Annotated in this window: 10 protein-coding genes; 2 read left to right on the top strand and 8 right to left on the bottom strand. The window is 51.1% G+C overall.

The features are described 5' to 3' along the window. Window positions 1-11 precede the first annotated feature (11 nt). Window positions 12-764: a LytR/AlgR family response regulator transcription factor gene (locus EGT74_RS04475; RefSeq protein WP_220392811.1), complete on the top strand. Its 753-nt coding sequence runs from the start codon at window positions 12-14 to the stop codon at window positions 762-764. A gap of 143 nt (window positions 765-907) precedes the next feature. On the opposite strand, the gene EGT74_RS04480 is transcribed toward EGT74_RS04475, so the two are convergent. From EGT74_RS04480 to EGT74_RS04505, 6 genes are all read right to left on the bottom strand, one after another. Next, on the bottom strand, window positions 908-1915 hold the full coding sequence (locus EGT74_RS04480) for a c-type cytochrome (RefSeq protein WP_220392812.1): 1008 nt from the start codon (window positions 1913-1915) through the stop codon (window positions 908-910). 28 nt (window positions 1916-1943) lie between these two features. Beyond that, window positions 1944-3068 (bottom strand): aryl-sulfate sulfotransferase, encoded by a 1125-nt coding sequence (locus tag EGT74_RS04485; protein ID WP_123845330.1) that lies wholly within the window; start codon window positions 3066-3068, stop codon window positions 1944-1946. A 109-nt stretch (window positions 3069-3177) separates the two neighbouring features. Continuing rightward, window positions 3178-4815: a RagB/SusD family nutrient uptake outer membrane protein gene (locus tag EGT74_RS04490; protein ID WP_123845331.1), complete on the bottom strand. Its 1638-nt coding sequence runs from the start codon at window positions 4813-4815 to the stop codon at window positions 3178-3180. A gap of 20 nt (window positions 4816-4835) precedes the next feature. After that, on the bottom strand, window positions 4836-8093 hold the full coding sequence (locus EGT74_RS04495; RefSeq protein ID WP_158618003.1) for a TonB-dependent receptor: 3258 nt from the start codon (window positions 8091-8093) through the stop codon (window positions 4836-4838). A gap of 229 nt (window positions 8094-8322) precedes the next feature. Continuing rightward, entirely contained in the window at window positions 8323-9528 is a 1206-nt protein-coding gene (locus EGT74_RS04500; RefSeq protein ID WP_123845333.1) for a FecR family protein, read from the bottom strand. 110 nt (window positions 9529-9638) lie between these two features. Next, on the bottom strand, window positions 9639-10265 hold the full coding sequence (locus EGT74_RS04505) for an RNA polymerase sigma factor (protein ID WP_158618004.1): 627 nt from the start codon (window positions 10263-10265) through the stop codon (window positions 9639-9641). 499 nt (window positions 10266-10764) lie between these two features. Here EGT74_RS04505 and EGT74_RS04510 point away from each other — a divergent pair, with 499 nt between their 5' ends. Beyond that, window positions 10765-13023: a glycosyl hydrolase family 95 catalytic domain-containing protein gene (locus tag EGT74_RS04510; protein WP_123845335.1), complete on the top strand. Its 2259-nt coding sequence runs from the start codon at window positions 10765-10767 to the stop codon at window positions 13021-13023. 68 nt (window positions 13024-13091) lie between these two features. On the opposite strand, the gene EGT74_RS04515 is transcribed toward EGT74_RS04510, so the two are convergent. Together EGT74_RS04515 and EGT74_RS04520 are read right to left on the bottom strand one after the other, a co-directional pair. Further along, on the bottom strand, window positions 13092-13460 hold the full coding sequence (locus EGT74_RS04515; protein ID WP_123845336.1) for a DUF1801 domain-containing protein: 369 nt from the start codon (window positions 13458-13460) through the stop codon (window positions 13092-13094). A 458-nt stretch (window positions 13461-13918) separates the two neighbouring features. Beyond that, window positions 13919-15427, bottom strand: a complete 1509-nt coding sequence (locus tag EGT74_RS04520; protein WP_123845337.1) for a hypothetical protein — start codon at window positions 15425-15427, stop codon at window positions 13919-13921. Between the last annotated feature and the right edge of the window lie 195 nt (window positions 15428-15622).

The following is a 15622-nucleotide window of genomic DNA, read 5'->3' on the forward strand; positions in this document are numbered from 1 at the left end:
CGGACCACGATATGCGCATGAAACTCTATATCCTGGAAGATGAAAAACGTATCCTGCAGCACCTGTTGCAGGTGGTTGAAAACATTCCCTACGTGCAGCTGGTGGGGCACTCCCCTGAAATTGCACAGGCCGCCGAAGAAGTTCCCCGCCTGCAACCGGACATCATCCTGGCCGACATCCGCCTGAAAGACGGCGACAGCTTCCGGCTGTTCGATGAAATCGGCGATACCGGCTTCCAGGTTATTTTCCTCACCGCTTACGATCAGTACGCCATTCAGGCCCTCAACATGGGCGCATTCGGCTACCTGCTGAAGCCGATCGATGAAGCGGCCCTGGCCGCCGCCCTGGACAAATGTTACCATCACCGCCAGCAGGAGCAGTTCGACCGGCAGCAGCTGGAAATAGCCCGGCAGCACTATGCCGCCCAGGGCGCCACGGCCGCCAAACGGCTTGCGCTGAAGCGGGTGGAATACATGGAGATCATATCCATCGAAGACATCATGTACTGCAAAAGCGATAAAGGATATACCACCTTTTTCCTCAACGATAAACGGGAACTGCTCGTTTCAAAAGGCCTGATAGAATATGAAAGCATCCTCGTTCCCAGCGGCTTTCTGCGCTGCCATCAATCCTACCTCGTCAATTTCCAGTACGTAAAAAAATACTACAGGGAAGGCATTCTGCAGATGCAGAACGGCGAACAGGTGCCGGTGTCGAGCCGCAAGAAGGAGGAGGTGATGAAGTACCTGGAGAATATTTCGTGACCCGGGCTTCCCGGCAATATAAACATCCGCCGGGCAGGCCATTGCAAAACCGGGAACATCAATGTACATAAAAAGCAATGGGGCCGCTTCAACAGTACCCGGATAAAAGGGCACCCATTGAAACAACCCCTGCGTGTTAACAATCAATAGGTAACTTTCTGCCCTTTGCTTTTCCAGTAATCGATCATTGGCTTGTAAGGGCCATATTTATGCGCTACTGCGGAAAACGTATCCGCAAAAGGGCCCTTGTCGTAGTCCAGTGCTTTTTCCGCGATGTGCGGATAGTCGAAAGTTGCAGGAGTTTGCCGGCGGTGCCGGCTGTCATCGTTTACAAAAGCGGCAATGTCGAGGGCTTCCAGATCCGAGAGGAATGGTTTCTCCCAGGTGGCTTTATCGAACGGCATATTGGCCTTCAGCCATTGAGCCTGCTTAATGATGCGGTGCATGCTGGACCCGGGCTGGTAACCTTCCGGGCCCCATAGGGGCGGGTAGGCGTATCCTTTTTTATCTTCGATCAGTATCCCCTCTCCGTCAGCGCCATGGCATCTTGAACAATGCTGTGCATACAACAGTTCCCCGCGTTCCGGGCTGGCCGCTACATCGGGCAGTACGATATCCAGGTTTTTGCCGCCTTTGTGAGGTTTCCCTTTAGGCACAAAACTATTGATCCATCTGAAGTAGGCCAGGAATGCCACCATTTCTTTACTGTCCAGCGGCAGGGATTTGCCGTTGTGGGGCCGGTTAATGCAATTGTTTACCCGTTCCGCGAGCGTGAGCACCTTCCCTTCCCTCGCACGGTACTGCGGGTATTGCTCGTGCGAGAGCATCAGGTTGAACGAATAAGGCTTTGTACCTCCGTTCTGATGGCAGTTGGTACAGTTCATCCTGTTGCCGAGGTAGCGGCCGTTGACGCCGTCGGGGCCGATGTAGTAGGCGGTCCTGTACATCAGTTCCTGCCCGTATTTTACGGCCGCTCCATATTTATCATCAGGAATCGCCGCACTGTCTGCCTTCAGCAAAACAGCGGCGGGCGCCGTTTCTTCCGGCTCAACATTCTTTCCTTTTACGTTCGTTTGGCAGGAATAGACAACGGTTACAGCGGTAGCTGCCAGGAAGCAGCTCCATACAATCCGGGATGCATTCATTTTCATGTGTACAATTGTTTGTTAACGCCGGTGATCAATCTGTAATAAAATCAGGTAATGCTTCTTTCCGGATGAACTCGGCACGGTAAGGGATAAAGTCACAGCGCAGGCGCCAGCAGATGGTCCCCTGCCTGTCTGTCAGCAATACGGTGTTCTTTTTCGAGCAGCATTGCAGGATATGCTCCGGGCCTGCCTGGTAAGCGCTTCCCATCCGGTCGTTAAACAGGTACGCGGGAATGGGAGTGCGGATGACAGGTATCGCGGTCCGCGCCTTTTCATTCAGCCGGAATGCAAGCGTTTGTGATTGTTTGCGCGATACGCCATTATCAAACAACATCAGGTCGCCTTCATCATTCAGGTGTACCGCATGCCCCATGTCAAAAGCGGCTGAATCGGGAAAACTGAAATCACCCAGCCGGCCGAACTTCCAGATGACCGCCCCTGTCCGGGCATCCAGCTTCCAGACCTGGCCATTGTTATAAAACGAAACGAGGTAGTTGCCGTCTTTGTCGAAGCTCAGGCTGTTGGCATGCATCCAGTCTTTCCGCGTGTTTACGATATCGTCATCGTCCAGCGGGTTCAGTGCGCCGAATACCGTCCATTCCCACACTTTGCGCCCTTTACGGTCCAACACCAGGATGCCGTCGCCTTTCACCGTATCCGCAACGCCCCCTCCTTTCGCGCGCAGGTCGTATTGTTTTTCAACCGTATTCAGCATCACGATATTGCCGCCGGGGCCCGGCAGTACGTCGTGATGTGCGTTGGTCGTAAAATCACCCTGGCCTTTCTGCAGATGCAGGAGCGTATCTCCTTCCAGCGAGAGCTCCAGCACCTGGTTGCCATAGCTGGTGGCGTACTCCCGGCTGCCCAGGATACAGAGGATGGTTTTATGTCCGGTAAAATGCGCCGTTTTGAAACCGGCTCCTTTTACCTGGTGATGCCACACCACTTTACCCTGCGCATTCAGCAGGTAGAGCGCCCCCGGCTCGTCGCGCCGGCTGAGCAGGATATAACCGTTTCTGAACACGGCAGGCACCCGGTCCATCTGCGGACTGTCCAGTTGAAAACCTTCCTGTGCCCAGTAAGGCACCGGGCTTCTTTTCTGTTGCCGGCAAGCCAGGCATAAAACCGCCAATAAAAGGCAGGAAAATAATTTCATAGATGCAATGATTAATTCCGCAGCTTAACCGGCAGGCTGCAGCACATCCGGTGCTTTTTCACCGGGTAGGCCGCAGCCCGCTTTTCAGTTAATCCGGCGTTGATCCACTTTACTGCCACAGGCTGTTCTGCCTGGCCTTGGGATTCGACTTCAACTCACTGGCCGGAATAGGGAATACATAGTGTTTCGCTTGAAATACGTTCGCACCCTGCTTCTCGCGGGCTTTCAGCACCTGCGACAGCTCCGCCGCGGTTTTGTGCCACCTCCTGAGGTCGTACACACGATTCTGTTCAAAAAACAACTCCAGCAATTTCTGGTGGTCGATTTCTTTGAGCAGGTCCGTTTTCCCTGGCAGGTCCGCGCCGGTTTTGTCTGCGAGGCCGGCTCTTCTCCGGATGCGGTTGATATCGTCCAGCGCCTTGCCGTTCTTTCCGTTCTGCGCTGCCGCCTCTGCACGCAGCAGTAAAACTTCGGCGAAACGGAATACCCGGAAGTTGGCTGTAGAAGGCGTAGCGCCCCAGTAATTATCGGCGTCCTTTACATTCCGCCATGCATTGGTGCCTTTCCTGATCAGGAACCTTCCGTATGTAACGGTATCCAGCTGTGTGCCCGGGTGAAGCCGTACAATGGTGGAGATGGCGGACGTCCACATCCGCTCGAATGTTTGATTATCGTAAAACGTGGCATCTGCCTCACCGAGAACGGAGTATTTCCACATCAGGGAGGCGTACATCCGTTTATCGAATTTAGTATCGGAACCTGCCGGGCGTTGTTCTTTTACGAATTCGCGCACCATGTAATTGGACGGCACATATTTGAACCAGCCGCCGGCAGAAGGGGGGCCGATAAACTGGGGCAGGTAGTTGTACATCGGGGAATTGGGCGATTCCACGCTCCAGGCGCCATATTGGTCGCCCAGCGGCGCAAAGGTCCATTCAAACACAGACTCTGCATTGTACTCGTTTTTATCCGTGAAATTATCCTCAAAGTTACTCACCAGATCATACGCATAGGGCGGTTTGCTCAACAGGTCGAGTGTGGTTTCCGCTTTCCCGTAGTCTTCCAGGAACATGTACGATTTCCCCAGGTAAGCTAATGCAGCGCCGCTGGTGGCCCTGCCTTTCTCCTTTGCATCCCGCGCCGGCGGCAAACCAGCCGCGGCTTCCGTGAAGTCGCTGATCACCAGTTTCCACACTTCTTCCTTCGTACCGCAAGGCACGGCATACCCGTCCGTTGTTTCCACCGGCGCGGTTCTGATCGGCACGGGCCCCCAGTTGGAAGCCAGGATGAAGTATGCCAGCCCGCGCAGGAACTTCGTTTCCGCGATATACTGTGCTTTTTTCGCCGCATCCAGCTTCACCTCCTCTATTTTCGACAGCAGCAGGTTGGCCCGGTGAATGCCTTTGTACAGGTTGTTAAAAACATCGTTGAGGTCGCTGTTGTTCTCGTCATTGGTGAAACTGGCCACGCCCCAGGTGGCAGGCTCTCCTCCCGGGATGGTAAACACGTCGTCGCCCAGTGAATTGATATCCTGTATGCCCGTAAACGAGCCCCAGTAACCGTACAGTGACGGGCGAAGCGGGCTGTATGTTGCAGCCAGCGCGGACAGAACGCTGCTTTCATCTTTCCAGAACCTGGCGTCGGTTACCTTGTTGGGATCATTCTGGGTAAGAAATTCTTTTTCGTTGCAACCGGCGGCGGCCAGCAGCAGTGTGAAGGTCGCTATATATCGATATTTTCTTTTCATGGTACTAAACAGTTTGTCGGTTAAAAGGTGAGGTTCAGGCCAAACAATACGGTGCGGGCAAGAGGATAGGCATCCCACGAATCGTCTACACCCCGCACCAGCGCACCGCCACCGATATCCGGGTTGTAGCCCTTGTACTTCGTGATGGTGAAAAGATTTTCGCCGGAAGCAAATACCCTCAATTTTTCAATCCCGTGTTTTGCAAGGAGCCGTGTTGGCAGGGCATAACCCAGTTCTACCCTTTTCAGACGCATGTACGAGCCGTCTTCCAGCCACCTGTTGATGTTACTGCGGTTGTTATTATTGGGGTCGGCAAGAATAAAACGCGGGAAATCGCTGTGGTTCTCCGGCGTCCAGGCATTGAGCACGTCGGTGGACAAATTGGTGACTTCGTTCATCTTCTCCATCCACTTTCTCCTGGCGTTGTAGATTTTATTCCCTGTCAGGCCTTCCAGGAACAGGTTCAGGTCAAATCCCTTCCAGGCCAGGTTGGCAGAAAGCCCCATGGTCATATTGGGGAACGGGCTGCCCATGTACTGTTCATCCTTGTTGTCGATGATCCCGTCGTTGTTGAAGTCTACGAACCGGATATCACCTGGCTGGGCATTCGGCTGAATGGCGACACCGCCTTTGTTATGCGCCTGCACTTCTTCTTTTGAATTGAAGATGCCGTCCGTGGCGATCAGCCAGAAACCGCCGATGGGGTGGCCGACTACCGCCCGGGAAATGGAACCGAATTCCTGCCTGCCCGAGCCGATGGTGATCGCCCTCATTTTATTCGAAACATGCGAGAAGTTCAACCCCAGCCGGTAGCTCAGGTTGCCGCTTTTATCGGTGTACTCTATCGTGGCTTCATAACCTTTGTTATCAATGATACCGGCATTCAGTGTGGGCGAGCCCGTTTTACCGACGGAAGGCGGGAACGGTACATTGAGCAGCACGCCTTCCGTTTTCTTGTTGAAAACATCTATGATCACCAGCAGTTTATTATTCAGGAACCCGAAGTCTGCCCCAATGTTCGTGATTTTTGTTTCTTCCCAGGATAGGTCCGTTGGCGAAGCATATCCGCTGGCGGTGGCACCCGGCCATAACACCCCGCCCTGTACATAGTTAAGCCCGCTGTTGATGCTGTTTTGCGTAAGGTAGTTACCGATTTCCTGGTTACCCAGCACGCCCCAGCTGCCCCGCAGTTTCAGGGAGCTTACAATGTGCCGGATACCGGCAAAGAAGGCTTCGTTATGCGCGTTCCAGCCAAACGAGAAAGAAGGGAAAGAGCCGTATTGATAATCCGTAGCGAAGCGGGAAGAGCCATCCCTGCGCACGGACGCGGAAAACAGGTACCGGGAGTCGTAGGAATACATGAGCCGGGCAAAGCGGGAAACGATGGTACTCACATTGGCGCTGCCGCCGTTCTTCTGTGACGACGCCGTGCCAGCTCCGAGTACCGTAGTGCCGTCAGGCAGGTCATCGCGCTGTGCATTGAAACCGCTGTACGAGTTCTTCTGTGCCGTGTACCCCAGCAGCGCGTCAAAATTATGACGGCCAATTTTTTTGGTATACGCCAAGGTGTTTTCCAGCAGCCAGGAGTTACTGGTACCGGTGCTTTCACTCAGGTCCGGCATCGCATTGCCATTGTTGCCGTCGTGATATATACCGGTGTAAACCCTTGAGCTGCTATGCCCTTCGGTAAGCCCGACATTGAATTTATATTTCAGGCCTTCGATCAGCTTCACTTCCACAAAGGCATTCAGCAGCAAGGAGAGGTCTTTCGCACCGTTCTCGATTGTTTCCAGTCTGGCCACGGGGTTGGAAAGGTTCTTCATGTATGTCGGCCTTCTGCCAAAACCGCCCATGTCCTGCGCAGGGTCATACACCGGTACGGTGGAAGGCATCATCAGGGAGCTTCCGACAATACTGTGCGACTGGTCACCGCCGCCGGGGTTGTTCCTGGTTATTCCCCGTTTGATGATAACGGTTTCTCCGACCCGTATCCGGCCTTTCTCATACTCTGTTTTCACCCTGAAATTGGCTGCGGAATAGTTGGTGTTCAGGATGGTCCCTTCTTCTTTCAGGTAGCCGCCAGACAGGTTATAGGTAAAGTTTTTGGAACCGCCGCTGAAGTTCAGGTTCGTACGGGCCACCATGGCCGTCCTGAAAATTTCGTCCTGCCAGTTGGTATTGACGCCATTGTAATCCGGAATCCCCGGTACATATTTCTTGAACAGGGTCGTCCACTGTTCGCCGTTCAGCATGCTCATTCTTTTAGGGATGGACTGCGTGCCTATCCAGCTGTCGATTTCCAGCCGGGGGGCCGATTCCTTCCGGCCCCTCTTGGTGGTAACGATCACCACCCCGTTGGCAGCCCTGGAGCCATAGATACTGGCGGTTGCCGCATCTTTAAGTATTTCGATGGATTCCACATCGTTGGGGCTTACCCCGTCGATGCCGCCAACAAACACTCCATCCACAACGAACAACGGCGCATTGTTGCCGAGCGTGCTCATGCCGCGGATGGTGATGATCAGGCCAGCTCCGGGAGCGCCGCTGGCAGACTCCACAGATACGCCCGGCACGCGGCCCTGGATGGCCGAGCTGATGTTTTTGGAAACATTGGGACTGATTTCGCTCACTCTTACCGAGGATACCGCGCCTGTAATGTCCTTCCGTTTCTGCGTGCCGTACCCCACTACCACCAGCTCGTCCGTCAGCACCGCTTTCGGTTTCAGCGCCACGTTCAGGGCACCCGCCGCTGAAACGTTTTTTTCTTCTATTTCATAGCCGATATAGGAGATGATCAGCACGCCGCCTTTTTCCGGCACCTGCAGGGTGTAATTGCCTTTCGCATCTGTACTGGTGCCTTGCGAGGTACCCTTCAGTTTCACGGAAGCGCCCGCCAGCGGCTCATTCGTTACGGCGTCCGTTACCCGCCCGAATACCGATATGTTCACAACGGCTTCAGGAGTTTTCTCCGCCTCGTCTTTCGTTTTTGCGGAAAGGACGATCGTATTGTCGACAATGCTGTAATTAAGCCTTTTATTCTGCAGGCATTTGTTCAGTACATCCTCCAGGTCCGCCTGCACCACCGTCAGGGAAACCCTGCTGGTCTCTTCCAGCATTTCGGTGTTGTAAAAGAAGATATAACCGGTTTGTTTCCGGATCTCTTTAAACACCTTGGACAGCGGAGCATTGCGCATGCTAAAGGTCAGTTTCTGCGAGTAGGCCGTGGAAGCCCTTCCCTGCAGCACCAAAACCAGTAGCAGAAAGGCGGTCAGTTTCATAACTTTCAGCGTTTTTGCAAGCGCCGGACTAATCCGGTGTTTGCCAGCTTCTCGAAATTGCATAGATTTGAATAGTTTAGGGTGAGCATTGAGCTGTTTACGTCAAATACACGCGAATGTGCCAGCCAGACAAATTCTGCCGGGAACGTTGCCTCGTTCCCGGTTTTGTTTTGCCAAAGTCACATTACGTGAAGATCCTGGTTGTTATATATTTTTCTGTTGATATCGTTTACTGCTGCGCTTCTACTATGATCTGCCTGCCTTCAATGCTAAACCTGATTCCCGCAGTTTTTAAAATGCGCAAAGCCTGCGATAACGTGGACAACTTACGGATGGAGCCCGTGTAATGTTTATTGGGCACAGGGCCGGAGAATTTCACCTCCACGTCGTACCAGCGTGACAGTTGCCGCATAACGGCTGATATGTCATCATCATCAAACTCAAACATCCCTCCTTTCCAGGCAATCACCTTGTCTACATTCGCCTCTTCTACCTTCAACTGCCCATTTTCCCTGGACAGGATGGCCTGCTGCGAGGGAGAAAGCACCACATCCTTGCCGTCCGGCGATATTACTTTTACCTTGCCGGTCACCAGTGTAGTGTTGACGGCGTTCTCATCTTCATAAGCCATGATATTGAAGCCGGTTCCCAATACGGCAACTTTCAGCCCGTTCGCCATCCGGACCTGGAAGGGCTGAGCAGCGTTTTGCGCCACCTCAAAATAAGCTTCCCCCGTGAGGTAAACGGTCCTCTCTTTGCCTGTGAACCTTGTCGGGAAACGAAGGGAAGAACCTGCATTCATCCATACCTGCGAACCGTCCGGCAACGTTACTTTGTATTCTCCGCCCCGGGGGGTGGTGAGCGTGTTGTAAATAATCTCCCCGTCCGTTCCGTCAGCGGCATCATACACCACATGGCCTTTCTTTTTACCGATGCGTGTGCCATCCTTTTCGTGCAACGCCTGTTCGCTCATTTCGTCCAACTCCACCGCCTTACCGTCTCCCATCACCAGTTGCGCTCTTGACCTGCCCGGTAATACGTCATTCCCGGCGGCGGCCACCACTGCATCCTGCCCCGGCTCCTCCGCTTTATACAGCAGCTTCCACCCCGCAACGGATGCCGACAGCAGCAGCACCGCCGCTGCAGCCACACGCCACCAGCGGATACGCGTTATTTTTGCCGCCGCAGCAGTTTGTTGTTCAACATGTTCCTGCAGCAACCCCCTGAAACGGCTTACTTCAATATCCAGCCGACCCTGACGGCCGTTCAGCACCTCGAATATCCGGCAGGCCTCCTCAAAAGCCGGCTGTTTTTCCGGGTGAGCGGCCAGCCATCCCTCCCAGTATTGCACCGCCTCTTTATCTACTCCCATACGGTAGCGCAGAAAAGAATCATCCAACAGGAAGTCCTCTGCATTGTGATATTGATGCTCCATTGTAATGTATTGTGTAAGAAACGGGCGATTATTCCCAAAAAAAACAGAACTATTTTCGGATTTTCTTTTCCCCAGTGCTCATAACGGCCCGGCCGCGGGTCGCCGCGGGCTCAGCGCATCAGCCAGTAATAAAATAAAGCCGCCATTAGTCCGGCAGACAGGGTTTTCAGGGCGGCTGCCAGTGTGTTGTAAGCCGTTTTGGTAGAGATCCCGGCCCTTTTGCCGGTATCTTCCATACTGAGGCCGTCAAAAAAACGCAGCTGCACAAGCTCCTTCTGACGGGGGGTCAGCAGGGCCATGGCGCGCTTTATTTTCGCCTTTACCTCATCGGAAGCCTGAAGGGCGACAATGCAATCTTCGTAGGAAAATTCATAGGCATCCGATGTTTCCGACAGGCGGCCGGCAGCTTCGCTGCTCATCTGTTCTTCCTTCATATTGGCGAAGATTTTACGGCGCAGGTAAGTGAGGAGATATGATTTTACATTGGAAACGTCCGGGAGCTTGAGCCGGCGGTCCCACAGCTCCAGGAATACATCGTTGATCGCATCGCGCGTACGCTCCACGTCACCGCAGGTGCGGGCTCCATAATTCAACAGATAAAAATACAGCCGTTCGTAAAGCGTTACCAGAGCTTCCTGCTCATGCAGGCGCACACGATTCCAAAGTTGCACGTCAGCGGCCCCTTCCTGCATACCGGCGCCGGCATTCAATTGTTCGTGGGATGGTGTTGGTTGCACACTGCTCATCGGTAATCAGCGATTTCTTAAAAGTAGCACGGATGGGCACTTCAAGCTGCCCGTTAAGGTATTTACAGATACAGGCGGAGCATATGCATACCGCGGCGAGCATCACTTCAAACACCCTTTTTTCATAACATTTACCGAACACAGGTGAAAGAGGTTGGCCGTTCTAATTGCGACCTGCATTCATAACAGGCATGATCAGTCCCTGCACTTGTCAATTTCTTTCCAGGGTCACTTTGCGGCAACTGATCAATTTTGGCTGCCAAGATACTTTATTTTTCCATTCTTCAAATTTTTCTGCAAAAGACAGGAAACGGGGAACCGAAGAGATATTCTTCACCTGCTTATTCCATGATGCCTCGTTTTTACCGGCAGCCGGGAAATTGCAAATTATGAACAACAAGCGAGCAAAATAGTGGTTGTTTGAGACCTCAAAAGAACAGATTTTGGAACGAAGCAGACTGCCGTCTACAAAACCGGCAGCCGCGCCACGATGAAATTTACAAACAGCGGAATATACATTGCGGGCATTTGCGCGCTCTTATCCTCTCCATTCAAAACCAGGGCGCAAACAGGCGCCGGACAGGTGGTGGGCAAATACAAAAACGTGTTTACAGCCCCGCCCGCCAGAACGCCTGCTAGCGTTGCCGTTGACGGGCCGCTGCTGGGGAATGGCTTTGCCGCCGCGGCCATGGCAGGGCGCCCCGAACAACAAACCTATTATCTTTCCAGGAACGATTTCTGGCGCCTGAAATCAGGGTTCAACGAATCCTATCCCGCCGTACTGGGTAAACTGGAAATTTTAATCCCCGAACTGAAAGGCGCGTCCTACCGCGTGGAGCAGGATTTGTTCCGGGCTGTCACTATCGCCGATTTCAAAAAACAGGACACTTCCATACGAATAACATCCATGATGGCGGCCAAAAATGATTGGCTTGTTATCGACATAACGAACAGCGGCCATGTTCTCCTGAAGGGGAAGGTATCATTAAGCCTGCCTGGAGCCGACCAGTTTCACATAGCCCATCCCGCCGTGAATAAATTCGTGGATACCGTTTCGTCGGGCGATAATGGACAGGGTACACAATGGATATTACGAGGGTTCCGGCAAGGTGTGGATATACCTTCCAACGCGGCAGCCGCAGTAAGAATATTGGGGAAGTCATCGAACGGGTTTACTATCTCTCCGGGAAAAACCATTACACTCGTTTGTGTATTTACCAGTAATATGCAAGCAAATGACTGCCTGCAGGCCGCCCGGCAACAGGCGCAGCAGGCCGGCAATGCCGCAGTTGCAAAAATCCGCAGGGAACATGCCGCCTGGTGGAGCCACTTCTGGAATGAAAGTTTTGTAGATATCGGCGATTCCTTGATCGAACAACAATATTACAAGTCGCAATACACCATGGCCTCCTGCAGCCGCGATCCAAAGTTCCCTCCCGGTATTTTCGGAAGTTGGGTGACGCGGGAACTGCCGGCATGGAATGGCGATTATCATCTCAACTATAATTACTCCGCGCCGTTCTACGCCCTCTATTCATCCAATCATTTACAACAGGCATCGCCCTACGAAACGCCGCTGATCGATTTTATATCCAGGGGCAAATATTATGCGGAAAAAATTACCGGCATCGCCGACGGCGTCTTGTATCCTGTTGGCATTGGCCCATTGGGCATCGAAAGCACCAGGAAGAATGACATCATGCGCAAAAGCTTTGGTGGATACATCACTGGCGGGCAGACGGAAGATGAAGGATTGTTTTTCGGGCAAAAAAGCAACGCGGCTTATTGCGTCACCAATCTTTCCACGCAGTTCTACCGCACGTACGACACGGCGTTTACTAGAAGGGTGTATCCCTTTGTCCGATCAGTGGCTGTCTTTTGGCAGCACTATCTCAAAAGGGAAGGCGCCCGCTACGTTATCGAGAATGATGCCATTCATGAAGGAACAATAGGCACCAGGAATCCCATTCTGACGTTAGGCCTCCTGCCGATGGTATTGAAAACCGCCATTGACATGAGCGCGCTGTTGGGCGAAGACGCGGAATTACGAAATGTCTGGCAGGAGAAAGCGGATCTCCTGGCAGATTATCCCGTACAACAACGCAATGGCAGAACTGTTTTCCGTTACAGCGAACAGGGAACCGCCTGGTGGGGAGATAATACGCTCGGCATTCAGCATATTTATCCTGCCGGTCAGATTGGCCTGAGCAGCAGCCCCAGGCTATTGGAAATTTCGCAACATACCATCCGCGAAATGAACCGCTGGCTCGACATGAACGGTTCGAATAGTTTTTTCCCCGCCGCCGTCAGGGTAGGATATAATGCCGATACCATCCTGCAGAAGTTGCGTGACTACACATTACACACATACCCGAACGGCTTCCAACTGAATAACCCTCACGGTATTGAAAATTGCAGCACTGTCCCCAATACCATCAACGAAATGCTATGCATGTCCAACCAGCATGTGTTGCGGGTATTTGCAGTGTGGCCCCGTGAAAAAGATTGCTCCTTTACGAATATCCGGAGTGAAGGGGCCTTCCTCGTTTCTGCGGCATTAAAAAACGGCGTGGTGCAATATGTAAAAGTCGTCAGCGAAAAAGGCCGCGATTGTATATTACAGAATCCCTGGCCGGGGAAAACCCTGATCGTTAAAAGCAATAAAAAAGCGACGGTAAAAAGTAGCGGGGCTATGGTAACCTTGCCCACGATAACAGGGGAAGCGTTGTTGATCACGCATCTGCAATAATGGAGGATGGGGTAAAGACCTGAAGGCTCCGAAAAAGCCCCGGTTTACCCGGGTGAGACTTCAGCGGGTTAACGCCGGGTTCTTTGCTGATAGGCTTCCAGCGCATTACCAAGTAACTTTTTTAAAGCGCCGCTGTAAATATCTTCCTGATTTCCGATCACCACGTAGCGGGAAATTTTGCCGCTTCCCTCCAGCAAATGACCCGGATCATGAAGTTCACTTCCTTTATAAAAGCCCAGTTTTAATCCTTTTTTTGAAGGGATGATCGTGCAGATCATGTCAGCATATTTTTCCCCGTAAACGTAAGCGACCATTTTAGCAGGCAAGTCAACCTGTTCGGTAACGCCGGGTAAATTTTCCAGTAGTACCTCACGTAGCTGAGTGGCCAGGCTGGAAACCTGGTCGGGGTACTGTTGTAAAAATGTGATGGCTTCCATGAGAGTGAATTTAGCAATATTTCAGGCTCGTGCCAACACAACGGCAAAACGCCTCGCCAACAGTGTACGGGCGAGGCGTTTTTTTCATCCAGGGTAACAGCTTCATCTATCCGGAAAGCTGCAGGCAACCGTTGGTAATATCAATCATCTCCAGGGATTTTTTATCCGCCTTGCTTTTGTTATGTGTGTTATGTGATTTTAGACCCGGTAAATGAGGGCGGTTTGATATGGTGTTTTCGAGATATTACTTCCCCCGATACAGAACTTAGTCAATGCTGATTTACAGTTAGATACTAATTACGAGGGGCAAATGAGGGACAATAATAAGCTAAACAAGACAAACTAAAACATAAGAAACGAACCGCCTCAGCAAATACTTTTTTGAGCTAAAAATACACTTCAAACATGTGCTTTTAGCGGTTTCATAGTACAAAATATGCTTAGTTAGGATAGCTGCATTACTTATCGGGCCGGTGAAGATTTTCCCAGTGCCAAAATGCATCAGAAAATTTTGCCTGAGCAGGATCTATAATTTCCTCATAAGGTTCTTCTACAGGCGCTATTTTAAAATTATCGGTTAGCCAGGATCTGTAAGCGTCTATATTATTGCTCAAAGAATAACTGTCCTTATCATTACTGAGCTTAAAGCATTCGCCATCCAGCACAGGTTCAATATCGTAAGTGAGTAAACGCAGGAGTTGCAATACGTTTTCAGCGACGACATCTATTCCGTTTTCCCTATCCAGTACAATTACGGGCATATCTTTAGTTTCTTTACCCAGCCTCTCATCCCACAAAGCGTAGCATGCCCCGAAGCTCGTGGCCCTTGCAAAAGGTATAACGGCGCTTATAAACGCATCGCTCTGGCTCCATGTTTTCAAAATAGAAGAATCGTATCCTCTAAGCAGGAAATATTGTGAATAATTAGCATGGCTTTGCTGAAAAGCGTAAAGCGAAACCAATTCCTGAGGGGTTTCTCTTCCCTGAAAATTCTTTTCAAATGCTTCAAAGCTCCTGTGTTTCTGTACTGTTTCATACCCCTCTTCCACATCAATATCGTATTTTATTAAAAAATCATACAGACTATCGGCATACTGATCACTGGCGACCTGCACAATGGCCGCCGCTTCTTCATCTGTTCGTACCGGTTCCAGCCCGAAGTTTGTTTTGGACCAGGCCAAAAAAGCGTCCCGGTGTTCGCTTCTGTTATCGTTTTCCCCGCCTTTATAAAAATAAGCTGAACTCCAGTCTACGAAAATTTCCACATCATAACCGAGCAGGTGGATCAAATCCGTTGTGTTTTTAGCCACCAGATGTATTCCGCCCTCATCTCCAAAAACCACAATAGGGCATTTGTCCAGGTTTTCATTAATCACCCAAATGGCATAGATGCTTCCTCCGCCTGTTGCTGTCGCGAACTCTATAAAAGAATTCAAAAAACCTTCTTCCTCTGAATAGGTCTTTAGTCCGGTCTTATCAATCGCGTTCAGGTAAAAGCCATCCGCATAGCTGCCTCCACCATACTCCTTCTCAAATTCAAAAAGTTTTTCCAGATCGTAAGGAACGCTATATATACCGAATTGTTCTCGGAAGGCATGGAAAGGGGTTTTCCCAGCATTCATATCATCTATATAGTTTACAATTTTAGTCCAGATCTGCCAGGTAAATTCTTTGATGCTATCCGGGCTACCGGCTTCGAGGTTTTTAAAACTTTCATTTTCGTTTTCCCGGTAAAAAGTAAACAAAAAGCCGCCTTCACTCCGCATGGAGATACACAGCGTATTGTCGTGCAGAATAAAGATACTGTTGCCCATTTCCTCCCCATCAGCATCGATGTAGGGCTTTTTTATGGTAATTTCCGTATCGCCAAATTCAAGGTCAAGTCCATTGTGATCATGAGCGGGAACAGTGTCAGAATTGATGATCCTAGTGAAGTTCTCTGTTGTAAAGTCGTATTTCTTCTCCATTATTCTGTCAAAGTTGAAAGCGGATTATTGCTCTGATAAAGCTACAGTTTATAAAAATAACCCACAAATTCAACAGTCTACAGTTTATTAAACTAGCGTCTACAATTTGTCTACATCCTCCTATCTTTACACCCGTAAGCCTACCGGGCAGGACTACACTAAATTGCCAGACTCGTGTCCCCTCACCTATCAGAG

It is taken from the genome of Chitinophaga lutea (assembly GCF_003813775.1).
Taxonomy (GTDB): Bacteria; Bacteroidota; Bacteroidia; order Chitinophagales; family Chitinophagaceae; genus Chitinophaga; species Chitinophaga lutea.